The sequence below is a fragment of the Brevundimonas sp. ABV4_179 genome, from assembly GCF_056311945.1.
Map to the genome: position 1 here is coordinate 1,049,946 of NZ_CM149976.1, position 20,853 is coordinate 1,070,798.

At 63.9% G+C, this 20,853-nt stretch carries 23 protein-coding genes and 1 tRNA gene; 14 read left to right on the forward strand and 10 right to left on the reverse strand.

Annotated features, from left to right (window positions below):
• Positions 1-296 precede the first annotated feature (296 nt).
• Positions 297-1,208, reverse strand: coding sequence for a peptide chain release factor N(5)-glutamine methyltransferase (gene prmC, locus ACYX4P_RS05130; protein ID WP_248121214.1), 912 nt, complete (start codon positions 1,206-1,208; stop codon positions 297-299).
• A gap of 77 nt (positions 1,209-1,285) precedes the next feature.
• On the opposite strand from prmC, the gene ACYX4P_RS05135 reads away from it, so the two are divergent.
• Positions 1,286-2,584, forward strand: coding sequence for a YihY/virulence factor BrkB family protein (locus ACYX4P_RS05135; protein ID WP_248121216.1), 1,299 nt, complete (start codon positions 1,286-1,288; stop codon positions 2,582-2,584).
• A gap of 49 nt (positions 2,585-2,633) precedes the next feature.
• Here the strand turns inward: ACYX4P_RS05135 and hslU are convergent, their stop codons facing one another.
• Positions 2,634-3,935, reverse strand: coding sequence for an ATP-dependent protease ATPase subunit HslU (hslU, locus tag ACYX4P_RS05140; RefSeq protein ID WP_292074944.1), 1,302 nt, complete (start codon positions 3,933-3,935; stop codon positions 2,634-2,636).
• Positions 3,936-4,004: 69 nt separating this feature from the next.
• On the reverse strand, positions 4,005-4,994 hold the full coding sequence (locus tag ACYX4P_RS05145) for a DUF2268 domain-containing putative Zn-dependent protease (protein WP_248121220.1): 990 nt from the start codon (positions 4,992-4,994) through the stop codon (positions 4,005-4,007).
• A 155-nt stretch (positions 4,995-5,149) separates the two neighbouring features.
• Here ACYX4P_RS05145 and ACYX4P_RS05150 point away from each other — a divergent pair, with 155 nt between their 5' ends.
• Positions 5,150-5,680: a GNAT family N-acetyltransferase gene (locus tag ACYX4P_RS05150; protein WP_248121222.1), complete on the forward strand. Its 531-nt coding sequence runs from the start codon at positions 5,150-5,152 to the stop codon at positions 5,678-5,680.
• Positions 5,681-5,748: 68 nt separating this feature from the next.
• On the opposite strand, the gene ppa is transcribed toward ACYX4P_RS05150, so the two are convergent.
• A complete protein-coding gene (gene ppa, locus ACYX4P_RS05155; RefSeq protein ID WP_248121224.1) occupies positions 5,749-6,306 on the reverse strand; it encodes an inorganic diphosphatase in 558 nt (185 codons plus the stop codon).
• A gap of 130 nt (positions 6,307-6,436) precedes the next feature.
• On the opposite strand from ppa, the gene ACYX4P_RS05160 reads away from it, so the two are divergent.
• A complete protein-coding gene (locus tag ACYX4P_RS05160; protein WP_248121226.1) occupies positions 6,437-7,120 on the forward strand; it encodes a DUF599 domain-containing protein in 684 nt (227 codons plus the stop codon).
• A gap of 234 nt (positions 7,121-7,354) precedes the next feature.
• Here the strand turns inward: ACYX4P_RS05160 and ACYX4P_RS05165 are convergent, their stop codons facing one another.
• Positions 7,355-8,179, reverse strand: coding sequence for an N-formylglutamate amidohydrolase (locus ACYX4P_RS05165; protein ID WP_248121228.1), 825 nt, complete (start codon positions 8,177-8,179; stop codon positions 7,355-7,357).
• Positions 8,180-8,290: 111 nt separating this feature from the next.
• Here ACYX4P_RS05165 and cpdR point away from each other — a divergent pair, with 111 nt between their 5' ends.
• Positions 8,291-8,647 (forward strand): cell cycle two-component system response regulator CpdR, encoded by a 357-nt coding sequence (cpdR, locus tag ACYX4P_RS05170; protein WP_248121230.1) that lies wholly within the window; start codon positions 8,291-8,293, stop codon positions 8,645-8,647.
• Positions 8,648-8,773: 126 nt separating this feature from the next.
• Positions 8,774-8,848 (forward strand) — tRNA-Val (locus tag ACYX4P_RS05175).
• Between the two features lie 250 nt (positions 8,849-9,098).
• On the opposite strand, the gene ACYX4P_RS05180 is transcribed toward ACYX4P_RS05175, so the two are convergent.
• Positions 9,099-9,905 (reverse strand): hypothetical protein, encoded by an 807-nt coding sequence (locus ACYX4P_RS05180; protein ID WP_248121232.1) that lies wholly within the window; start codon positions 9,903-9,905, stop codon positions 9,099-9,101.
• A 623-nt stretch (positions 9,906-10,528) separates the two neighbouring features.
• On the opposite strand from ACYX4P_RS05180, the gene ACYX4P_RS05185 reads away from it, so the two are divergent.
• Positions 10,529-11,485 carry a DUF4238 domain-containing protein gene (locus ACYX4P_RS05185; protein WP_476070209.1) on the forward strand — a complete coding sequence of 319 codons (957 nt, stop codon included), beginning with the start codon at positions 10,529-10,531 and terminating at the stop codon, positions 11,483-11,485.
• A complete protein-coding gene (locus tag ACYX4P_RS05190) occupies positions 11,485-12,729 on the forward strand; it encodes a hypothetical protein (protein ID WP_476070210.1) in 1,245 nt (414 codons plus the stop codon). The genes ACYX4P_RS05185 and ACYX4P_RS05190 overlap by 1 nt, the downstream gene beginning before the upstream one ends.
• 356 nt (positions 12,730-13,085) lie before the next feature.
• Here the strand turns inward: ACYX4P_RS05190 and ACYX4P_RS05195 are convergent, their stop codons facing one another.
• Positions 13,086-13,349: a helix-turn-helix domain-containing protein gene (locus ACYX4P_RS05195; protein WP_476070211.1), complete on the reverse strand. Its 264-nt coding sequence runs from the start codon at positions 13,347-13,349 to the stop codon at positions 13,086-13,088.
• 124 nt (positions 13,350-13,473) lie between these two features.
• On the opposite strand from ACYX4P_RS05195, the gene ACYX4P_RS05200 reads away from it, so the two are divergent.
• The 3 genes from ACYX4P_RS05200 to ACYX4P_RS05210 all read left to right on the forward strand — a co-directional run bounded on the left by ACYX4P_RS05200 (position 13,474) and on the right by ACYX4P_RS05210 (position 15,641).
• Positions 13,474-13,980, forward strand: a complete 507-nt coding sequence (locus ACYX4P_RS05200; RefSeq protein WP_476070212.1) for a GIY-YIG nuclease family protein — start codon at positions 13,474-13,476, stop codon at positions 13,978-13,980.
• Positions 13,980-14,285, forward strand: coding sequence for a helix-turn-helix transcriptional regulator (locus tag ACYX4P_RS05205; protein WP_476070213.1), 306 nt, complete (start codon positions 13,980-13,982; stop codon positions 14,283-14,285). Before ACYX4P_RS05200 ends, ACYX4P_RS05205 begins: the two co-directional genes overlap by 1 nt.
• A 93-nt stretch (positions 14,286-14,378) precedes the next feature.
• Entirely contained in the window at positions 14,379-15,641 is a 1,263-nt protein-coding gene (locus ACYX4P_RS05210) for a hypothetical protein (protein WP_476070214.1), read from the forward strand.
• A 52-nt stretch (positions 15,642-15,693) separates the two neighbouring features.
• Here ACYX4P_RS05210 and ACYX4P_RS05215 read toward each other — a convergent pair whose 3' ends face one another.
• A complete protein-coding gene (locus ACYX4P_RS05215) occupies positions 15,694-16,353 on the reverse strand; it encodes a hypothetical protein (RefSeq protein WP_248118002.1) in 660 nt (219 codons plus the stop codon).
• A gap of 94 nt (positions 16,354-16,447) precedes the next feature.
• On the opposite strand from ACYX4P_RS05215, the gene ACYX4P_RS05220 reads away from it, so the two are divergent.
• The 3 genes from ACYX4P_RS05220 (at position 16,448) to ACYX4P_RS05230 (ending at position 18,832) form a co-directional block, all read left to right on the forward strand.
• On the forward strand, positions 16,448-16,861 hold the full coding sequence (locus tag ACYX4P_RS05220) for a hypothetical protein (protein WP_476070215.1): 414 nt from the start codon (positions 16,448-16,450) through the stop codon (positions 16,859-16,861).
• Between the two features lie 342 nt (positions 16,862-17,203).
• A complete protein-coding gene (locus tag ACYX4P_RS05225; protein ID WP_476070216.1) occupies positions 17,204-18,346 on the forward strand; it encodes a tyrosine-type recombinase/integrase in 1,143 nt (380 codons plus the stop codon).
• Between the two features lie 39 nt (positions 18,347-18,385).
• Positions 18,386-18,832, forward strand: coding sequence for a hypothetical protein (locus ACYX4P_RS05230; RefSeq protein WP_248117998.1), 447 nt, complete (start codon positions 18,386-18,388; stop codon positions 18,830-18,832).
• Positions 18,833-18,864: 32 nt separating this feature from the next.
• Here the strand turns inward: ACYX4P_RS05230 and ACYX4P_RS05235 are convergent, their stop codons facing one another.
• Entirely contained in the window at positions 18,865-19,089 is a 225-nt protein-coding gene (locus tag ACYX4P_RS05235; RefSeq protein WP_282438811.1) for a helix-turn-helix domain-containing protein, read from the reverse strand.
• Positions 19,090-19,275: 186 nt separating this feature from the next.
• Here ACYX4P_RS05235 and ACYX4P_RS05240 point away from each other — a divergent pair, with 186 nt between their 5' ends.
• Positions 19,276-20,097: a hypothetical protein gene (locus ACYX4P_RS05240; protein ID WP_248117994.1), complete on the forward strand. Its 822-nt coding sequence runs from the start codon at positions 19,276-19,278 to the stop codon at positions 20,095-20,097.
• A 329-nt stretch (positions 20,098-20,426) separates the two neighbouring features.
• Here the strand turns inward: ACYX4P_RS05240 and ACYX4P_RS05245 are convergent, their stop codons facing one another.
• Positions 20,427-20,618: a hypothetical protein gene (locus ACYX4P_RS05245; RefSeq protein ID WP_248117991.1), complete on the reverse strand. Its 192-nt coding sequence runs from the start codon at positions 20,616-20,618 to the stop codon at positions 20,427-20,429.
• Between the last annotated feature and the right edge of the window lie 235 nt (positions 20,619-20,853).

Genomic DNA, 20,853 nt, shown 5'->3' on the forward strand with positions numbered 1-20,853 from the left:
GCCATTAATCACGTCAATGTTGAGCATGACGACACTCTGCGTCAATCTCGGACGTGAACGCGTAAACGCTCGCAGCAGTCCTAAAGAAAGCCGCCAGCCCGCGCATCTGCGACGCATATCGCGAACGATTCCAACACCCTGCCGCCCGCCAGCGTCATCCTCCTGCCCACGCCCCCGAACCGTGCGACCCTGTCTCGGTTCGTCCGCAGGGGACGCATCGCACGGTCGGGGAGGGGCAATTCAGACGAATTAGACGAATTAGACGGTGTTTTTGTCCGCCGACCGTCTGATCTCGGTCAGTCCTGCGGGATCGGATTGGTGCGCGGGTCGGGGCCGTTGGTGACGACGCGGTCGCGGTCGCCCAGGTCCTGGATGATCTTGACGTCGGTGAAGCCGACGGCCTCGAACAGCGCCTTGACCTGCGGGCCTTGGTCGAAGCCGATCTCGACGGCGAAGACGCCCAGCGGCTTCAGGATGCGTTTCACCTCGGGCGCGAGGTCACGGTAAGCCTGCAGGCCGTCGGGGCCGCCGTCCAGGGCCAGGTGCGGGTCGTGGTCGCGGACCTCCGGGTCCAGGGTCGCGATATGGTCGGTCGGGATATAGGGCGGGTTGGACAGCACCAGGTCGAAGCTGGCGTCGCCGAAGCCCGCGGCCCATTCGGTGCGCAGGAAGGTCGCGCGCTCGTTCAGGTCCAGATTGGCGGCGTTCTCCTTGGCCACCGCCAGGGCCTCCGACGAGATATCCGTGCCGACGCCCCTGGCGGCCGGCCGCTCGCTGAGCAGGGCCAGCAGGATCGCCCCCGAGCCGGTCCCCAGGTCGATGGCCTCGAACGCCTCGTTCTTGGCGAAGGCCAGCATGGCCACGTCCATCAGGGTCTCGGTGTCGGGGCGGGGGCTGAGGACGTCGGGGGTGACATTCAGCATGATCTTCCAGAACCCCTTCTTGCCGACGATGCGCGACACCGGCTCGCGCCTCATCCGGCGCTCGACCATGGTCTCATAGGCGCTCAGCTGATCGGCGGTGATGGGCCGATAGGGGTCGGTCAGGATGTCCATGCGGCTGGCGCCGGCGGCGGCCTCCAGCAGCAGGCGCGCGTCGATGGCGGGGCTGTCGATGCGGCCGGTCTTCAGCCGGGCCTGCGCCGCCTTCCAGGCGGTCAGCAGAGTGGGGGCGTCGTCGACGGGCTTTGGCGTGATCGGGTCGGTCATGGGCGTTGATTGGCCCCAGCCGACGACGATTTCAAGCATTTGCGGAACGCGCGGCCAGCTATACCGTTCGCCTGTCCATGTCCAAGCACGCCTCGCCCCTGTCCCGTCTGACCGCCGCCGTCTCGGCCCGTTCGCCCCTGCGGCGTGGATGGCGGGGGGGCGGCGGCCTGTGGCGCTATCTGGCGGCGGCGGCCGGCGGACTGGCGGCCGGCGCGGGCGCGGCCCATCTGCTCTACAGCCAGGGGCACAAGGTGGGGGTGGAGCTTCGCGCGCCCCGGCCCGAGGTCCTGCCGCCGCCCCCGCCCACGCCCGCCGATTACGACGCCAAGGAGCCGGGACGGGGGCGTCTGGCGGACCGTCCGCACCGTATCCCGCGCAAGGGCTGGACCGACATCGTCTGGCGGGCCGGAGCGTCCTATTTCGGCGACCGCGTGGGCTTTGTGGCGGGCGGCGTGACCTTCTTTACCCTGTTGTCGCTGTTCCCGCTGCTGGGTTCGTTCGTGACGCTGTACGGCCTGTTCGCCGATCCGGCCGACGCCTGGGGGCGGCTTCAGTTCCTCTACGCCCTGATGCCCGACAGTATCGCGGAGTTCCTGGGCGCCCAGATGCAACGGCTGGCCGAGAACTCCAACACCCAGTTGACCCTGACCCTGATCTGGACCCTGATCCTGTCGCTGTGGGCGGCCAACGGGGCGGTCAAGATGCTGTTCTACGGGCTGAACGTCGCCTATCACGAGACAGAGAAGCGCAACTTCATCCGCTACAACCTGACCTGCCTGACCTTCACCATCGGCGGCCTGCTGGCGGTGCTGGTGACGTCGGGCCTGGTGGTCGGGGTGCCGGTGGTGGTGCGCCTGTTCGGGCTGGAGGAGGAGTGGGGTTTGTTCGCCCCCTTGCGCTGGCCCCTGCTGTTCGCCGGTTATGTGCTGGCCCTGATGGGCATCTATCGATACGGCCCGTGCCGCCAGAACGCGCGCTGGCGCTGGCTGACGCCGGGCGCGATCTTCGCGGCGACGCTGAGCGTCAGCCTGTCGTTGGCGTTCAGCTGGTATCTGAGCCACTTCGTGCGGACCGACAGCTATGGCCCGTTGGCGGCCATGATGGGTTTCCTTCTGTGGACCTGGCTGTCGGTGCAGGTGATCCTGCTGGGGGCCGCGCTGAACGCCGAGATCGAGCATCAGACCGCCGTGGACACCACCACCGGCAAGCCGCTGCCGCTAGGCGAGCGGGGCGCCATGGTCGCCGACAGCGTGGGCGCCCGGCGCGGCAACCCCGCCGCCCTGGCCTTCACCCAGCGTCAGGCCGAGGCTGTGGCCGACAAGCTGCTGAAGCGCCGCTTGAAGCGCAACGGCCGACAAGGCGACGAGCGCGCCTGATCGTCATTCCGGGTTCCTCGCCTTGCTGGGCCCGGAATGACGCTGGGTGTCAGAGGATGAACCGGCTCAGGTCCACGTCCTTGGTCAGGGCGTCCATGCGGTCGCGCACCGCCGGGGCGTCGAAGGTGACGGTCTGGCCGGACAGGTCCGAGGCCCTGAAGCTGGTTTCCTCCAGCACGCGCTCCAGGACGGTCTGAAGCCGGCGGGCGCCGATGTTCTCGACCGCGCTGTTGGCCGCCACCGCCGCATCGGCCATGGCTTCCACCGCATCGTCGGTGAAGATCAGGGTGACGTCCTCGGTGGCCAGCAGGGCCTGGTTCTGGCGGATCAGATTGGCTTCCGGCTCGGTCAGGATGCGCTTGAAGTCGTCGCGGGTCAGGGCCTTCAGCTCGACCCGGATCGGCAGCCGGCCCTGAAGCTCGGGCAGCAGGTCCGAGGGCTTGGCGACGTGGAAGGCGCCCGAGGCGATGAACAGGATGTGGTCGGTCTTCACCGGCCCGTATTTGGTCGAGACGGTGGTCCCCTCGATCAGGGGCAGGAGGTCGCGCTGCACCCCCTCGCGCGACACGTCGGCGCCGGATGCGCCCTGGCGCGCCGCCACCTTGTCGATCTCGTCCAGGAAGACGATGCCCTCGTTCTCGGCCAGCGACAGGGCCTCGCTGGTCAGGCTGTCCTGGTCCAGCAGCTTGTCGCCTTCCTCGGCGATCAGGGGCGGGGTCGCGTCGCGCACGGTCAGCTTGACGGTCTTGGTGCGCCCGCCGCCCATCTTGCCCAGCATCTCCGACAGGTTCAGCAAACCCACATTGCCGCCGCCGGGGATGTCCAGTCCCTGGATTGGCGAGGCGTTGTCGGCCAGCGAAATCTCGATCTCCTTGTCGTCCAGTTCGCCGGCGCGCAGCTTCTTTCTGAAACTGTCGCGGGTCGCAGCCCCCGCGCCCGGCCCGACCAGGGCGTCCAGGATGCGGTCCTCCGCGGCGGCCTCGGCCTTGGCCCGTACGTCGCCGCGCCGACGGTCGCGCACCATGACCAGGGCGCTCTCCACCAGGTCGCGCACGATCTGGTCCACGTCGCGGCCGACGTAGCCGACCTCGGTGAACTTGGTCGCTTCGACCTTCAGGAAGGGCGAGCCGGCCAGCTTGGCCAGGCGCCGCGCGATCTCGGTCTTGCCCGCGCCGGTCGGCCCGATCATCAGGATATTCTTGGGCGTCACCTCATCGCGCAGGTCGCTCGGCACGCGCTTCCGGCGCCAGCGGTTTCTCAGGGCGACGGCGACGGCGCGCTTGGCGTCGTTCTGGCCGACGATGTAGCGATCCAGTTCCGAGACGATCTCGCGGGGGGTCAGTTCAGTCATGCCGACCAGATAGGAGGCCGCAAACCGTTGCGGGAGAGGGCAGGGCGTCGCGGCGCGTCAAATCCTCGATCAAACGCCCGCGTCCAGATAGCCCGAGCCGTCGACGAAAGCCTGCACCGCCGCCTGATCGGCATAGTCCAGTTCCAGCATCGTCTTTATCGCGGCCGCCTTGTCCGGCGCGCGGTCATAGTAGCGGCTGGCGATGACATAGCCGACGTAATAGCCTAGGTCGGCCGTGCCGAACGGGTTGTTGACCCCATTGTACAGCCAGCCGCTGAAGTCCTCGCCGTTCATGTCGGCGCGGAAGGCCGTCCTGATCGCCGCATCGTGGGCCGGGCCATAGGTCACATAGGGCAGTTTCGGCAGCCGGCCGGTGGCTTTTTCGGCCACGAAATCGGCGACGCCTTCATACACCACCTGGGCCAGCAGGGTCTGGCGCTCGCCCCGCTGTTGGGTGTGGACCACCTCGTGCGCAGCCAGCAGGTCCAGGTTCTCCAGCGGATCGCTGGCGAAATAGGTGGTGAAGAAGCGCTTCAGATTGGGCGGCATCTGCGACAGGTCCACGCTGGCGTCGCCGGCAGCCATCTCGACCCCGATCAGCACCTTGTCGTCCTGGGTCGTGCCGGCCGAGCGCAGGGCGCCGACCTCGAAATAGACGCTGGCGGGACGCAGGTCGGGATAAAGTTCGCGCAGTCGCGCCAGATGGATCTCCAGCTTCTCCAGCGCCTGACCCGCCAGGGCCGTGCGCGGACGCACCGTGTCCCAATAGGCCGGATAGGCGCGGATCGCGTCGAGGAAGGTGTCTATCGTATAGCCCTTGGCCTGCATGAAGGCGGCCAGGCCCGGCGTGCCCTGGTCGATGTAGAGCCGTTGGAACAGATCGCGCTGGCGGGCCGGATCGCTCTCGGCGCGCACGGCGTCATAGGCGGCCCAGAAACGGGCGATGTCGCCGTCGACGACCTGGACACGCGGTGTGGGAGCGGCGGGCGACTGGGCCGTCACGGGCGCGGACGACAGGACGGCGAGCGCCGTAAAGGCGGCGAACAGGACGTGGCGCATGATGGTCTCCCCTCGAAGGACGGGCATGGGGACCCAAGCGCCGCTGGGGCTCAAATGAAATCGGTGTAATCCTCGGGCCGGTCAGGGGCGTCATGTCGCGCCGTGCCCGCCGCCGTCCTGCGCTAGGACTGTGGCCGCCTAACCGGAGACTGCGGATGACATCGATTGAGACGGATCGGCTGATCCTGAGGGATTTTCAGGCCGGCGACGCCGTCGACCTGTTCGCCTATCTGCATCGGCCCCGCGCCGATTGCTTCCTGTCGATGCAACTGGCCGACATGGAGGCTGCTGAAGCCGAGGCGGCCAAGCGTGGTGCAGCCGGCGAATACATCGCCGTCCAGTCCAAGGCCGACGGGCGCGTGATCGGCGATGTCTTCGCCCATTTCGAAGAGCCGGACACCTGGTCCATCGGCTGGAACTTCAACGCCGACTTCGCCGGGGTCGGCTATGCGTTCGAAGCGGCGAGCGCCCTGGTGCGGCATCTGTTTGATGACAAACAGGCGCGTCGTCTCTACGCCTATGTGGAGGATGACAATCTGGCGTCCCAGCGGCTGTGCGAACGGCTGGGCATGCAGCGCGAGGGACTGTTCCGGGATTTTGTCTCTTTCGTGAACGATGTCCGGGGCCAGCCGATCTACGTCAACACCTTTCAGTACGCCCTCCTGAGGCGTGAATGGCCGGGCTGAGGCGGAGTAAAAAAAGGCGCCCCCCTGCCGGAGAGCGCCTTTTGCGGCTCATCGCTGTCTGCGCCGGATCAGGCGGCGTTGGCGGCCTTCTTGGCCAGCTTGTCCTGATGGGCCTTCATCCCGGCCTCGATCAGGGCGGCAGCTTCGCCTGCGTCGCCCCAGCCCTTTACCGTGACCGACTTGCCCTTCTCCAGATCCTTGTAGCGGGTGAAGAAGTGCTCGATCTGCTCGATCAGGATGGCCGGCAGCTGACGGTAGCTGGCGATCTCGGTGTAATAGGGGTTCAGCTTGTCGACCGGCACGGCCAGGATCTTCTCGTCGCCGCCGGCCTCGTCCACCATCATCAGCACGCCGATGGGACGCGAACGGATCACGCAGCCCGGAACGACCGGCGTGGGGTTCAGCACGATCACATCGCACGGATCGCCGTCGTCAGACAGGGTGTGGGGGATGAAGCCGTAGTTGCCCGGATAATACATGGCCGTGTGCAGAAAGCGGTCGACGAACAGGGCGCCCGATTCCTTGTCCATCTCATATTTCACCGGCAGGCCCCCTTGAGGGATTTCGATGACGACGTTGATGTCCCAGGGGGCGTTCGGACCGACGGGAATGGCGTCCAGGTTCATGGCGGGTCTTTGCTGCGACTGCGAAATTCTGAAAGGCGAAGGGTGATAGGCCGCGCGGGCGCGAACGGCAAGCGCGACCTGTGGCGAACGGGCTTGCCTAGGCCCGGCGGATCGCGGACATCATGACGTCATGACCTGGATCGACTGGGCGGCGCTGGCCCTCTTCTTCATCTGCTGGCTGGGCTATGGACCCATCCTGTCCTTCATCAGCAGGAAGGGCGGGTCGCTGAACGACGACATGACCCATGTGCGCGCCATGTGGATGCGATCCATGACGCACCGGGAGATGAAGCTGATCGACAGCCAGCTGATGGGTCATTCCATCAACTCCGCCTCCTTCTTCGCCTCGACCAATCTGCTGCTGATCGCGGCGGTGGCGGGCATATTGTTTGGCGGCGAGAGCGCTCTGCAGGGATTCGCGGCGGTCGGGGCCGAGAATGTGCCGACCCGGATATTGGAGGCCAAGCTGGCCCTGGTGCTGATCTGCCTGGCGCGCGGCTTCCTGGATTTCATCTGGGCCCTGCGTCAGATGAACTACGCCCTGGCTCTGATCGGATCGGCGCCGGAGTTGCATTCCAATACCGACCGCAAGGCGTTCAGCGAGGCGGCGGGCCAGTTGCTGAACCCGGCGCTCAGTTCGTTCAGCCAGGGGGTGCGCGGCTATTACTTCGCCCTGGCGGCGGCGGCCTGGCTGTTCGGGCCGTTGTGGCTGGCGCTGGGCGTGGCGTCGTCGTTCGGCCTTCTGATCTATCGCCAGGAGGCGTCGCCGGCCGCCCGCGCAATCCGAAATGCGCGCCGTCTGCTGGAGCATTGATCCTTGCGTCTTCGCACCTGCGAAATCGGCTGCATGTTCGACTTTGGTCTAGGACGTAGTCAGAACGTTGGAATTACGTAACACGGCGTGACAACTGGGGCCTTGACCCATTGTGCATCGCAACCTAGATTGTTCTTCGACGTCTCCGGACGTCTTGCCCTTCCTGGGCGTTTCCTCCCTATAGACTTATATGCCGCACCCTCGGGTGCGGCTTTTTTTTGATCTGATCAACGATCAGTCAGCCCAGCGTTCCGCGCACAGGGCGGCGATGACCCGGCTCAGCGCCTTGTGCGTGCGGCCATAGCCGGCGCTGGGCGTCAGGGTCGCCTCGTTCAGGTAAAGGCCCCGGCTGATCTCGATCTGGATGGCTTCATACCCCTCGTCCGGCCGGCCCCAGCATTGCGTGGACCATCCCCCGGCGTAAGGGCGGTTCAGCGACACCCGCCACCCCAGTCCCTCGAACAGGTCGCGCAGCCTGCGGGTCAGTCGTGCGCTGCAGGCCGAGCCATAACGGTCGCCCAGCACCACTTCGACCCCCGCCGCACGCGCCGGCATGGAATGCCAGTCGATCAGCACCGCCCGCCCGCGCCGCGCCCGCGTCGCCTGCATCAGTTCTCCCAGCGCCTTGTGATAGGGGCGGTGGACTGTCTCGATTCGCGTCTCGGCCTCTTCCCGCCTCATGCGCCGCGCGTAGAGCGGCGTGCCGTCGCCGGCCAGGCGCGGCAGCACCCCATAGCCCGCCGCCGTCTTGGCCCCGACCGGGCCGTCCAAACCCTCGATCAGGGCGGGGTCCAGTTCGCCCGGATCTCGGTTCAGATCGACATAGGCCCGGCCGATCCGACCCTCGATCAGCGACGCGCCCCAACGCGGCCCATCGGCGATCAGTTGGGCGACCAGGGCGTCCTCGGCGCTTCTCAGGCTGGCGGCGGTCAGGCCCGGCGTGGCGCCCATGTCCTCGGGATAGAGGTCGCCCGAATGGGGCGAGGCGAACACCAGGGCCGTGGCCTCGGCCGTCGGCGACGCCGGGGTGATGCAGAAGCTGTCGCCGACGTCGGTCATGCCCCGGCATAGCGGGTTTCGCTGTGGAAGGAAGTCGGCTGATCGTTGAATTTCATGGGCGGTTTACCGTTGGGGCCCTAGGCTGGCCGTCAGTTTCAAGGGTGTTTCTCCATGGCGCGTATCCTCCTGGCCGAAGACGACGGCTCCCTGCGCGGGTTTCTGACCCGGGCGCTGGAGCGTGCGGGCCACCAGGTGATCGACTGCGAGAATGGCGACGACGCCATCGACGCCTTGGAACACGGCCCCTACGACCTGCTTTTGACCGACATCGTCATGCCGGGCGCGGACGGGATCGAGGTGGCGCGCGTCGCCGCCGCTCGCCAGCCGGGCCTACGCATCATGTTCATCACCGGCTTCGCCGCCGTCGCCCTGACCGCCGCCCAGGCCAAGCCGGACGCCAAGGTCCTGTCCAAGCCCGTCCATCTGCGCGACCTGGTCAACGAGGTCGAGCGCATGGTCGCCGCCTGACGCCTTTGTCCGACGACGTTTTTCGAGAAATCTCTTTCTTGCCGTGAAATCGGCTTGATGCCGACAGGCCGCGCCGCTATACGACCGCTCTTCCCGCTCCGAACCGCTTTTTCGGAGCCCTACGGCGGATGCGTAGCTCAGCGGGAGAGCACCTCGTTGACATCGAGGGGGTCACAGGTTCAATCCCTGTCGCGTCCACCATTTCCTTCAATAACTTAGCTGATTTCCGTACATAGCCGCTGCCCAGAAACTGGCCAGAAACCCGGCTGCGAAGTTGTTGTTCAGCCACCAGGTCCTCGTCCGGCACTAGTCGGACGGTGCACTTCAGCAGCCGCTCGTGACTCTTAACGGCGGTTGGGAACGTCGACTGCTGGGCAGGTCGCAGCCGCTCAGCATAGGTGTCCAAAGCGGCCTCTCCCATCAGGCAGGTTGGGTCAGGAAGACGGCGAACCTACCGATAGGGACTCAGGACGGGCGGACCGCCGTCGTAGATGGGGTCCATCGCCGACCAATCGCCGTGATGACTGATCCGAACGAGACCGGCTCCGTGTGCCTTCGCCCAGCTATCCAGCATCAGGCCCAGGAACTGGGCGTCTTGGATCGGGATGTCGGTTTGGCGGCAGACCAAAAGCAGGGGGTAGCCCTCACCGCCACCCGGTAGCCTGATCCTGTGGCTCTCAATGATGGCCAAGACGTATCTGATCTCGGGATAGCCGCTTTCGACGGCCTCAATGGCCGCCTTGATTGAATAGCCGATGCAAGCCGCGTCGATCATAGGCTCGCCGTCGTTCATCAGGACGAGCATTCCGGCCGCATCGTCCAGCGACAGGCCCTCCCGAGTGGACGCGACTTGCTCGTTGGTTTTCTGGAGATGGCGTCGGACGGCCCGCGACGAGAGGTCGAGAACGGCCTTATAAACCGCTTGGCTGTCATCCAGGCCGTCAACGATCTGACTGAGGCCGACTTGGCCGAAGACGATCGGGCCGCCCGGCTGAGCGAACCGCTCGCGAAGACGGTTCTCGACGCGATCCTTGGGGTCGCCGTTCAGCGTCTTCAGTTCGAAGATGAACGCCCGGTTGGCCAGCAAGTAGTCGGCCTTGCTCGCCGAACCGATGACGTCGGCAAATTTGGCGTCATCCAGCGACTCCGTCATCGGAGACGATTCCAGAAAGGCTTTGACGCGATCCTCCAAACCGCCGTCGCGCGGACCGGTCGCCGGAACCGCGAAGAGTGTCAGATAAAAGTCCGAAGCGGCCACGCCAAATCCCCGTTTGCGCGCTGGATACCCTCGTTCTTGGGATCTGAGAACGCGGTGGGGCAGTTCTCCACCGATTTCGCGTCGGACACTCATGGGTGGGCTGCGGAGCAAAATGCTCCGAACCCCTCACCAAGGAGCCAAATGGCCTTTCGAATCTCTGACGCCGCCGCATCGGCGGCCCTGACCGCCCTCAACACGGCAATCAGAACGTCGGCGACGATCAAGTTCTACAAGGGCTCGCAGACCGCCACGGTGGAGATCTCTGCGACGGGAAACCGGATGACTGCGTTGGCGCGGCCGATGTTGCGCGCCGTCAGTGGAGACCGAAGAAGTCCTCATCGGCCCGGTCGGTGTCCTCGACGTTGCGTGATTGCCGCGACGCGGGGTCGAGGCCACGGGCGTCTCACAGTCCGCCAGCGTCTCGTCAAAACGCTCGAGCCAGTGCGCCATCTCGGCGGCGAATCGTCGACTTTGATCCAGCGAGGCTTCGGTCCGCATGGACGCAGGGTGTCAGCGGCCCGCCGTGACCGCAACCGCGCCTCGCCATCGGCGGTCGGGCGTGGTCTTTCCCGGCGTCACTGGCCTAGACTGCCGTTCGTAAGAACCCCAGCCTGACCCGCACCATGACCGCGTCCAAACCCCCGAACAAGCCTTGGCGGCACCATTATGTGCCGAAATTCCTGCTCCAGCAGTGGAGCAACCCTGAAGGCAAGGTCGCGCTTTACCAGAAGCTGCCGACCGGCAAGGTGACGGTCGACTGGCGCGTGCCCAAGAGCATCGCGTTCGAGCCCGAGCTCTACAGCTTCCCGGCTCTGGGAGAGGCTTCAGCGACGATCGAGACCAACCTGTTCGGCAAGCTCGACGACCAGGCGGCAAAGATCGTCCATCGCATGATCGAGACGGGAGGTGACGAGCTGAGCGTGGAGGAGATGGAGTGGTGGAGCCACTTCCTGCTGAGCCTCATTATAAGGGGGCCCGAGAGCACCCGCGCGCTCAAGGCTGCGGCGGCGGAGATTTGGGCCGCGCCGGACCCGAAAACCCAGGCGGACTACGAGGCGCTCAGGGGGGCGAACGACCCGCCCACGGTCGAGGCCTGGCTGGCGGAACAGGCCGGGTCGAACGATCTGGGCGGGCAACGTCTTGGCCACCGGATCCTGCACTCCCTAGTCATGCACAGCAGCCTGGCCGAGCGTATCCGCCAGATGAATTGGTACGTCTGGCCGACCGACCGGAAGAGCCAGCCGTTCCTAATCAGCGACAGGCCGGTATTCATGAGCAATGGGCTCGGCAAGGAGAGCGGACAGATCCTGATGCCGCTGGGGCCGCGTCACCTGTTTCTGGCCTTCTATGACGAATCCTACGCCAGGGGGGTGATGCAGATGCCCGCGGAAGAGACGGTGGACATGGCGCGCAAGCTTATGGCGGTGCGGGCCCAGAAGCACGTCTACGCCAGCACCACCCACGAACGCGAGTTCCTCAAGACCTGGCTGGGCTACGAGAAGGTCTCAAGCGTTGGAGAGACGCTCGCGGCGAACTGGGCCAACACGGGACCGGACGGATCGGGGACTGCGAGGGGCTGATGTTCGAGCGCGCGCCCTTCCGCGACTGCCCCGCGTGCGCCGCCGTCGGCGAACTGGGCGTTCTGTCGGTGGGCAAATCGATCCTGACGCGTCGGTGCAGACGGTGCCGGCACACTGTCCGGGAGGTCCTGCCTCCGGTGGACAAGGCGGTCATCTATCTGGATCAGTTCGCCATCAGCAACGTCTACAAGGTATCCTCCGGAACCCTGCGCGATAACGCGACTGGCCGGGCGTTCTGGGTTCGGCTGCACGACGCTGTCCGCCGCGCCTACCTCCTTCAGCAGGCGGTCTTCCCGTCGTCGAACATCCATGACGACGAGACCCTCGTGAACCTCGGCATGGCGGACGGGCTGAGGCTCGCCCATGACATGCTGTCGGGGGATACGGAATTTCATCGCGTCGAAGACGTGGTGATGGCCCAGGTCTGGGCGTTTGCCGAGGCCTATGCCGAGGGTCGGCCGCCACCGGACCTGGATTTCGATGTCGACGGGATCCTCGACGGCGAGCGAAACGCCTGGCTGCCCGAACTGCACATCTCGGCCAACATGTCCTTCAGCCAGTTCGCGCCGGCGGTCCGGGCTGGCCGGGACAGCGCCGCGGCCGAGTTCCAGGCGTTCGCGGTTCAATGGGCCAAGGACAAGCCGTCGTTCCGGACCGTTCTCAAGCGGGAGCTGAACAGTCTGTCCAGCGCCAACCGGGGTGCCGTGAGAGCATCGGCCGAGCGGCTTCAGCGGGGTCTGGAAACCGGGGACTGGGTCGAGATGGTCGAGGGAAACGACAGCACCGTCATGCGGCAGTTCCGGCAGCTCCGATCCTTCTTCGAAAAGAGGGGCGTGGCCGAGGACAGGTCCGCCCAGGCGGTCGTGGACTTCTGGGACTGGAAGGGAAATCACCAACTGCCGGAGCACCGGGTGTCGTCCTACCTCTTCGCTGGCCTGGCGCGGCGCATGGCCAGCGGGCAGGGTCCTCCCGACCGGGGAACCCTGAACGATATCCGGGCCATCGCGACCTATGGCTCGTATGTCGACGCCATGTTCATCGACAAAATGTTCGAGACCCTCCTTGGAGAGAGACCGTTGGCGACCGAGCTGTCGATGAAGGCGCGCTTCTTCTCGGTGCGGAACGGCGAAGCCTTCCTCGCCTATCTAAATGCACTTTCCGCGCGGGCTGGCGAGGATAGGGAAGTCGGAAATCGGCGTCGCCGCAGGCGACGGACTGGATTGCGTCAGCCTGAGGCTGCTTGAGACGGTGTGGGTTGGTTCCGGGTTTGCTGCTCTTCCTAACTCATTGAAATCAGTAATCTCCATCGGGCGGGGAACGAGCGACCTATAGGTTCAACTCGGCGCGACGCGGCAGGCAACTGCCTCAATATCAACGGAATTTTTGGTGCGGCCGCTTCGGCGGCCTCACGAGAGCGGACTCGCGACGGACTCAGCCCTCTAGCGAGTCAACTGTCCTGACTTTCGGTGGAAATCGACGACGCTGGTCGTAACCACGGTGACGTCGACATGCGCCACACCCTCACCAGCTAACGGATGGTGGGGTTCGGAAGCGCCATCCCAAATCGGTCTGCCGTCTGTGGTGGATGCATGCCAGCTGGCTAGGGCTGACGAACTCTGAGTCCGGGGCCATTCTCGTCGGCATCGAGGAACAGTACGCCCAAGCGTGCAAAGGTATCGAGGAGACGCTGAGCATTCGCCGCGGTCAGCACGTGAGCGCCGTCATCCTCGGCGCGCCTGATGGTGCTGACGCCCAATAACGCTTCAGCCGCTAAATCCTTGACGGTCAAATCGAGCGCCGCCCGAGCTGCCTTCAACTGCCCGCGGCTGGGCAGTTTTCGCTCGTGTGAATGAATGTTGACCATAGGCGGGCGGTGTGCTACCGAGCTCAATGTGAACAAAAAATGTTCATATGAATAAAAGGAGTTCTAGTTGTCTTCAATCTCTACCTACATGATTCAGCCCGTCAGTGCGATGCGGCGTAATCCTATGATGATCCCGGACGTTCCTGGCCTCTACGCCTTACTTCTTGATCATCCCGAAGCGTTGGAGCCTGCGCTGGACCGGGCCGGACTCAAACTCGAGCCCGTGCGACTCGGACGTCGCGCCGTTCTCTACATCGGCGCCTCTGAGGACAGCCTGCGTCGTCGGGTCAAATGCCATCTGTCGGACGACACCTGTCGCTCTACTTTTCGAATGTCCCTTGGCGCCGTCCTGGCCGAGCAGTTGAGGCTCATCGCTCGCCCTGTGCCGCGAAAGTCCTACTTCGGCTTCGAGCCCGAGAGCGAGCAGGCGCTCAGCCGTTGGATCGGTGATCATGTCTCGGTCGCGATCCGCCCGGCGACGGGGGCGCGTGCCAAGGAGAGCGAGTTGATCCACGCCGAGCAGCCCCCGCTCAATATCGCCGCTCGTCATCGTTCTGCTGGCGCCGAAGTCATGCTGATGCTGCGGCGCCGTTGCCAGGGTTTGTCGTTCCAGCCTCGGAGCCTCAACTGATGGCTGGGCACATTACGAGTTGCGTCGCCGACACGACAGGTGACGATGTTGATTGCGATGCACCCGCGCGGCTGACGACGGGCGAAGTGTGTCAGATCGCCCGTTTTTCTCGCGCGACGCTTTGGCGCCGGGTGGCTGCCGGCCGTTTGCCGGAACCAATCGACCACGCTCGCCAAGCACTCTTCTGCGCCAAGGACGTCATGTCGGCGCTACGCCAGGGCAAATCCGCCGAGGCAACGGCTCTGGATGTGGCAATTGCGCAACGGCTGGCCCGGATGCACGCAAAATACCGCCTTAGCGCTTGATAACTGACCATCGGTCGGAATAAAGATTGTCCTGATTTCTGACCATCGGTCGGAAATGGAGGTTGTTGAACGGGCTGGGCCCATAGGAGGAACATGAAAACCAAGATTGGCTATTACATAGAGGAGCGTAAGCGCCACGACGGTCGTTCGCGCTTGCGGTTTGTCGTCCCTGAGCGGCTTCGTCCTGAAGGCTGGCCGAAATCTCGTCCTGTTTTTCTTGAGGGCCACGACGGCGTAGATATGGAGCAACTAACTCCTGAGCAGGAGGCTGAGCTCCGCCGCCAAGCCGACATCCTCTACACCCAACTCTGTAAGGCGCGAGCAGGCCTCAGCCACCCCTATGCCGACTTGGCCCAAGAGGCTGTGGTCCAGAAGACGTCGCTTGAGACTTGGCGAACCGTCATCGCTCTGCGTCACGCGTCTGAGAAATGGCTTGGCAACGAAGACCGAACTCGAGAGACCAACGAGCTTCTGCAACAGCGCCTTGTGATGTTGTCTGAACGCCAAGGCCTAGATCTGGCGATGTCGACGCAAAGCGAATTTGAGCGTGCGCTGATGTTTGAGGTGAAGTCCAAGAGCTCGCGTCGTGAGTTGTACAGAGAGCTGCGCGTCCTGGCATCGATGGCGATTCGGGAAGGACTGCGACCTGCACACCTGGCAATCACATCGACGTCCAAGCCGGCGAAGGCGGAGACCCAGTTGTGGACGGAGGATGATGTCTACTGCCTTGTGACGGAAATGTTGCGGCACAACGAGGAGGGACTCGCCAAGTTCATCCTTACACAGTGGGAAATCGGTCAACGTATTAGGAGTGTCCGTAACCTTCGCTACGGTATCAACTATGCGGACGGCTGCTTTTTTTATCGATGCCGCAAGACCAATGCTGTCATCCGACTTCGCGTCGAAAACTCCTCCGCTCGACGTATCCTTGATCGCGATTTCCGCCACGGCGACTACATGTTTTCACGACGCAAGGATGGGAAGCCGTTCGGGCGGGAAATCAGTGCTCGGTTTGGCTATATCCGCTCTCGAGCGACGGGCTACGAAAACAGCAAGTTGAAGCTAGGCACGCTGCGCCATACGGCGATCGTCGAGTTCGGTCGCGCGGGCTGTACGGTGCCCATGATCGCTTCCGTCACCGGGCATTCGCTCAAGCACATCCACGCTACCCTAGAGCACTACCTATCCCAGGACGAATTGACGGCTGTTCAAGCCATGGGGCGGCGCCAGGCCATGCGGGATGCGAACACTTCCGGCACGATGCTTATCGAAGGCGCGCGGCGACAGCTTCTTACACACCGCAAGGCTGAGCAGCCGCTAACCCCAGCGGAGGTGGCGGCCTATGGATCTCTGTAAGCGACGTGTTGGAAGCAAAAGTGCTCGTCTTTGGCAAGGCGGCTGCGACCGCTCAACGCCTCTCCAACCGGGAGCCAGGTTCGGCGCCGAACAGGCTTTGATGCACCGCGCGTATTACGCCGCCGTTGACTCGTGTCTTGATCTTCACGAAGGGCGCGCGCGGCGGGGCGGGTGGTCTCGCGCCATCGAAGATGAAGATGATCTCATCGTATCCATGTTCTTCAGTCGAGTCTGGTCGCACCAAGCCCAGCCATACGGAAGCATTGGGACGCTCGAAGGTCAGATGGACTGTCCACCCCTTCGGCAAAAGCTCGGGGAAGCGCGCCCCTCCAGACATTTCCATAAAAGTGTCCGCAAGAGAGGTTGGAGCCGCAACCAGCGGCGCGAGTTCGATCAAGGCAGCCAAAGCGTGCACCAAATCGGGGGCCGCCCTGATCGCTTCCAGTTCTGGATAGACCCTTCCTGGGACGACGTTCTTAAAACTGGCCAACTCCTGCGCCGCGGCCTTTGCGTCGGCTGGGGTCGGGGCACCATAAAGTCCAAGCATAAGGTAGGCTGCATCAATCGAAGTCATGTCGGCCGCGCCGCGACCCCTCTTGGTGGTTCGAATCAGCCCCGCCTCGCGTACCTCACGGGCGACATGATCGACGCTGCGACGCGGGCGCCCGTCAGCGGCGGCAAGTGCATCGATAAGAGCCGGAAGGCGCGCCATGTCAGTCTACCCCAAATCAACCACATCTCTTATTCTGACCATTACGCAAAAAGTGACTCCTTTGTCTATGGGGTCTTCAAACAGGGAGCGCTGTATGACTGATCTTGAAGGTTTTCATCCTGCATGTCTGCGGGGCAATCTGCCAACATCGGCGCCAGGAGCCGTGTTGTTCAAGCTGCGGACGAGCATTGCCGCACGCGGTCCGAGCCCAGATGAACTTACCATAATTATGGAAGGTGAGCTGATGTTCGCCGAAGCGTCCACCCAGAGCGTGCGCGAATTGCTTGCCCGTCATCTTTGCGGACCAGCAGTAGGATCCATCCTTCGCCAAGGGGTGTGTTGGCTTGTCGGCATTGACGCGACGACCAGTGGGAACGCCGAGGAAGCCGCCATCAACAGCTGGATCGACGAGTCGCTCTTGGTGTTCCTCCAGCCTAACCTAGCCGCGTCGATCCCGTCGGGTTGGTTCAACACTCAGAGTCGTCATGGTGGCGGACCCGCATGGTGAGCATGTGGGTCTCCAGCCGCCCCCGCCAAACCTTCCAGGACGCGCAAGCCGTCGCCCTAATCCCTGTGACTGGCACGACGAAGAGCCACTTACGCTCGTGGAAGCAATCGCTGTTTTCTTTCCAGAGGGTCCGCTCACCGTCACCTCGCTCCGAACCGAAATCCGAAACGGCAACTTACGCGCCGCGAAAGTTGCGGGCCGTCTTTTTGTCACGCCTGCCGCGCTGCGGGCGCTCTTCGAGCTGCGCACATGGGTAGGCCGTCAAAAGGCGTCCGCCTCTACCTGCGAAGAGGGCGTGTCGATGCTCGATCCGGCCGAGCGATTGCGCCCGTCTACTTCATCATGGACGGCACGAAGAGCATCAGCACAGGCTGCGGCCCAGAGCGCCTTGCAGAAGCTGAAACGCTCCTCGCCGAGTACCTAAGCGAGCGCCACGCAGCCTCCCGTCCGAAGGACCGCGCGCAGGCGCCGGAGGAGGTGCTCGTTGATGACGTCGTCGCTCTTTATGCGCGAGAGAAAGGCCCTCGGGTCGCGGACCCTGTCAGCCTATCGGTACGGCTTTCAGCGGTGCTGACGTGGTGGGGCGGCAAGACCTTGGGGGCGATCCGACGCAGCACCTGTGAGGCATACATCGCCTACCGGGCACAGCAGCCGATCAAGGCCTTCAAGAATGCAGCGCTCGCGCGTTGCGTTACGCCGGCCGCCGCACGTCGGGAACTGGAAGATCTGTCGGCGGCGGTGTCTTATTGGGCAGCCGAGTACCCGCTGACGCGTCGGGTGATCTTCACCTATCCCTCGAAGGTGGAGGGGCCGCGCGATGCCTTGAGCCGTGATGATGTGGCCGCGTTGTTGCGCGCCGCGCGGGGCTGGCGCCGGAACGGCGGCGAATGGGTTGCGACCGCGGCGTCGACCAAGTCGAACCGCAAGCACCTTCCACGGTTCGTCCTTCTGGGAATCTACACCGGCACTCGGCCTGGCGTGTTGCCAAAGTTGAGCTGGACGCCGTCCGATGACAGCGCCTGGGTGGATTTGGAACGGGGTTGGATATTCCGGCGAGGCCGCAACGAGGCGGACCGTCCCACAAAACGCCGTCCGATGTTTCGGATCCCTCTGCGCCTTCTCCGGCATATGCAACGCTGGCGCCGCCAGGACGATGCGCTGAACGAAGAACGGGCGCAGCAAGGGCTGCCGCCGGTCGAGACCGTTTTGCACCACGGCGCCCGCGCTATCCGGGGTCGGATTCGCAAGGGGTATTCGAGCATCGTTAAAGACGCCGGTCTTTCCGATACCGTCACGCCTCACTGGCACCGCCATACGGCGGCGACCTGGCTGATGGAAGCCGATGTGCCTACCCGCAAGGCGGCTCAGTACTTGGGTATGACCCCTCGAACCCTCGAGCGTGTCTACGGACATCACCGGCCTGACTATCAATCCGATGTCGGCGCCGCACTGACGCGCGGCGGACGCTCGTCATCCAAAGCCTGAACGACGCCGCATCATTTCATACTTACGAAAGGAAACTCTATGGAACTTGAACGCCTGCTGGACGACGCGGTTGGTGCTGCCGAAATCGACCCTGCCACGGAATGGCTCGACTCATCGATGGTCTTTCATGACCTGCCGCCAGCCGAGCGTGACCCTCGCGTCGAGGCTAACCGCGAAGCAGCGAACCGTGTCTGGCGGCTCGGTGGGTGGCGATCTTGCATCGATGCTATCGAGGCAAAACCGTCCTTCCAACGCCTGCCCCATGACGAACGACTCGAACAACAAGCGATGCACGATGCGATCTGTTTTCTGGGATCGGCACGCGAGGAGCGATTGCCGGCAAGTATGACGAAGCGTACCGCGCTGGCGTTGGCGGCGGGATTCGACATGGGGCGGCTGAAGAATCGAATGATCTACATGATGATCGTCCGTTTGTGCGACGAGGCCGTGGCGCAGGGGCTTCGAGAAGAGCCCCTGACGGAGTGATACTTGCCTCGCGATCATATGCCGAGGACTTGTCAAAATTTCGCGGCAGCGATCTCGTCGTAGAGCGCGGATGGATGAACGCCGAGTACGGTCGCAATCTTAGCGACCATCGACACTGTGGGATTGCCCTCGCCACGTTCGATCCGGCCGATGTGGCGCATCGCGAGGCCTGCGTCGCCGGCAAGCGCCTCCTGGCTCAACCCACGCTCTTTGCGGAGGCGCCTGATATTCGCGCCGACGATCTTCTCCCATTCCATCGGTGCGATGGTGTTAGCGGAGCGGTAACCCCGCTAGGACATAGATGTCCTATCTGAAGGGGGATGCAAAATGGGTTGCCTGATGGGCATCATATTCGGAGTGGTCGGCTTCTTCGTTGCCGGTCCTGTCGGGGCGATCATCGGGCTTCTCATCGGCATCTTCGGCGCCGTTCGGGGAAAACGTCGATGAAATCCAAACTGCTCGCAACACTGGTGGCGAGCGCGGTTCTTGCGGGCTGTGCAACTGTCGAGCCAGAATATCGCATGATCCCTACGGGTGATCACAATGTCGGTGTCCGGTTCTCGCGCGGCAACGCCGCGATGGTGTCGAATGGCCCGGCCGGTGCAGTGATGCTTCTGCCGGTCCGGTACAACGCGACCTCGAAGATGTATTTCGCCCTTGCAGCCTTCAACACGTCAGGTCAGCCGATCAATTTCGGCACCGAAGATGTTCGCATATCCCTAGAGGATGGCACGCCACTCTACGTTCAGGACTTCAACTATCTGCGCCATCAAGAGCGCGTTAAAGCCCAGCGCGACCTCAACGCGGCCTGGATCGACGCTGGTGTGGAGGGGTATTTGGCCTACCTCGACACGAAAGGCCTGCCCGACCGAACCCGCCGCCAGATCGCCTTCCGCACGGCTTCCGGTTCCTATGCAGTGGACTCCGCCACAATCGAAAGCCGACTACGCCATGCCATGTCGGCGTGGGGACGGAACGTCCTCCAGACCACAACCATCGACTCCGGAGCCACCTTCGGGGGCTACATCTTTGCGGACCAACTGCTGATCCCGGAAGGAACGGGCGCCAGATCGTCGTCGAGGTCAACTTCGCCGGCGCGCCACATCGTTTCACGCTGTATCTTGTCCCGTCTGGAACGGACTTTCCCGTCCCCACCGGCATTCCGGCGGTGCCCGGTCAGACCATCCAGTCCATGCAGCGGACGCCAGAGACGTGGCATTGGCCCGATGGTCCCCCACCGTCCAGAGCCGACGGTGTGCCGGTGATCGAGTAGAATGCGACAACCGCGCCTGCGAAGCCGTGGTGCAGAACCACCACGTCAGGTTCAGCACGACGTACAGCAGTAGGCAAACGACCATGCGGACGGTCAATCGGCCGAAAACATGCTTAGAGAGGTGGAAGGCCTCTTTCCGACCTATTGGTCGTCGGCTTGGTTGGAACGCGGACCGTCGGTGCCCATCCCCATCGCGATGATACGCTTGTCTGATCGGGTATCGGCTGTGCGGCTGTCGTCAGCGGTTGTGGATCCGCTCCTGCCGGGTCTGCAAGCCAATCTAAGCTTTGCGATGGAAGCGCCCATCATCTGAAGTCAGGTCTACGCGAACGTCTGGCTGATCAACTGATCGGTCAGGTCGAAGTGAACCTCCAGGGCGGCAAGGGCTTCCGTCCGCGCTCGCTCGGCCGCTGCTCGGTCGCCTGCCGTCAAGTGCGCCCCGAACTCGGTGATCTTGGCGGCGACCAGCTGTTCAGCCCCCATAGCGCGCCGCTCCAGCGTACCGTCATCCATCGCACCCCCCAATCGCTGTGATGCGGCCCGGCCGAATGTGCCCTCGCCCCGCCCGGGCCGCGTGACGCAGTTCGGGCATGAGCCGCGACAGCTCTGCCGTATCGCCTCAATGCCCGGCTTGGCAAATTTGGAAGACTGGCCGGGGCATCTGCGGAACCTCCGGCCCTAGCTCCCCGCTAGAGCGAGCCGAAAGGCTCAGCCTTGACGTTATCGCGCGCACCTATCGCGCGCAACC

Bases quoted from the DNA above. Each gene is read 5' to 3' on its own strand.
- prmC (WP_248121214.1), bottom strand. From the start codon at position 1,208: ATGACCGACCCGATCACGCCAAAGCCCGTCGACGACGCCCCCACTCTG.
- ACYX4P_RS05135 (WP_248121216.1), top strand. From the start codon at position 1,286: ATGTCCAAGCACGCCTCGCCCCTGTCCCGTCTGACCGCCGCCGTCTCG.
- hslU (WP_292074944.1), bottom strand. From the start codon at position 3,935: ATGACTGAACTGACCCCCCGCGAGATCGTCTCGGAACTGGATCGCTAC.
- ACYX4P_RS05145 (WP_248121220.1), bottom strand. From the start codon at position 4,994: ATGCGCCACGTCCTGTTCGCCGCCTTTACGGCGCTCGCCGTCCTGTCG.
- ACYX4P_RS05150 (WP_248121222.1), top strand. From the start codon at position 5,150: ATGACATCGATTGAGACGGATCGGCTGATCCTGAGGGATTTTCAGGCC.
- ppa (WP_248121224.1), bottom strand. From the start codon at position 6,306: ATGAACCTGGACGCCATTCCCGTCGGTCCGAACGCCCCCTGGGACATC.
- ACYX4P_RS05160 (WP_248121226.1), top strand. From the start codon at position 6,437: ATGACCTGGATCGACTGGGCGGCGCTGGCCCTCTTCTTCATCTGCTGG.
- ACYX4P_RS05165 (WP_248121228.1), bottom strand. From the start codon at position 8,179: ATGACCGACGTCGGCGACAGCTTCTGCATCACCCCGGCGTCGCCGACG.
- cpdR (WP_248121230.1), top strand. From the start codon at position 8,291: ATGGCGCGTATCCTCCTGGCCGAAGACGACGGCTCCCTGCGCGGGTTT.
- ACYX4P_RS05185 (WP_476070209.1), top strand. From the start codon at position 10,529: ATGACCGCGTCCAAACCCCCGAACAAGCCTTGGCGGCACCATTATGTG.
- ACYX4P_RS05190 (WP_476070210.1), top strand. From the start codon at position 11,485: ATGTTCGAGCGCGCGCCCTTCCGCGACTGCCCCGCGTGCGCCGCCGTC.
- ACYX4P_RS05195 (WP_476070211.1), bottom strand. From the start codon at position 13,349: ATGGTCAACATTCATTCACACGAGCGAAAACTGCCCAGCCGCGGGCAG.
- ACYX4P_RS05200 (WP_476070212.1), top strand. From the start codon at position 13,474: ATGATGATCCCGGACGTTCCTGGCCTCTACGCCTTACTTCTTGATCAT.
- ACYX4P_RS05205 (WP_476070213.1), top strand. From the start codon at position 13,980: ATGGCTGGGCACATTACGAGTTGCGTCGCCGACACGACAGGTGACGAT.
- ACYX4P_RS05210 (WP_476070214.1), top strand. From the start codon at position 14,379: ATGAAAACCAAGATTGGCTATTACATAGAGGAGCGTAAGCGCCACGAC.
- ACYX4P_RS05215 (WP_248118002.1), bottom strand. From the start codon at position 16,353: ATGGCGCGCCTTCCGGCTCTTATCGATGCACTTGCCGCCGCTGACGGG.
- ACYX4P_RS05220 (WP_476070215.1), top strand. From the start codon at position 16,448: ATGACTGATCTTGAAGGTTTTCATCCTGCATGTCTGCGGGGCAATCTG.
- ACYX4P_RS05225 (WP_476070216.1), top strand. From the start codon at position 17,204: ATGGACGGCACGAAGAGCATCAGCACAGGCTGCGGCCCAGAGCGCCTT.
- ACYX4P_RS05230 (WP_248117998.1), top strand. From the start codon at position 18,386: ATGGAACTTGAACGCCTGCTGGACGACGCGGTTGGTGCTGCCGAAATC.
- ACYX4P_RS05235 (WP_282438811.1), bottom strand. From the start codon at position 19,089: ATGGAATGGGAGAAGATCGTCGGCGCGAATATCAGGCGCCTCCGCAAA.
- ACYX4P_RS05240 (WP_248117994.1), top strand. From the start codon at position 19,276: ATGAAATCCAAACTGCTCGCAACACTGGTGGCGAGCGCGGTTCTTGCG.
- ACYX4P_RS05245 (WP_248117991.1), bottom strand. From the start codon at position 20,618: ATGGATGACGGTACGCTGGAGCGGCGCGCTATGGGGGCTGAACAGCTG.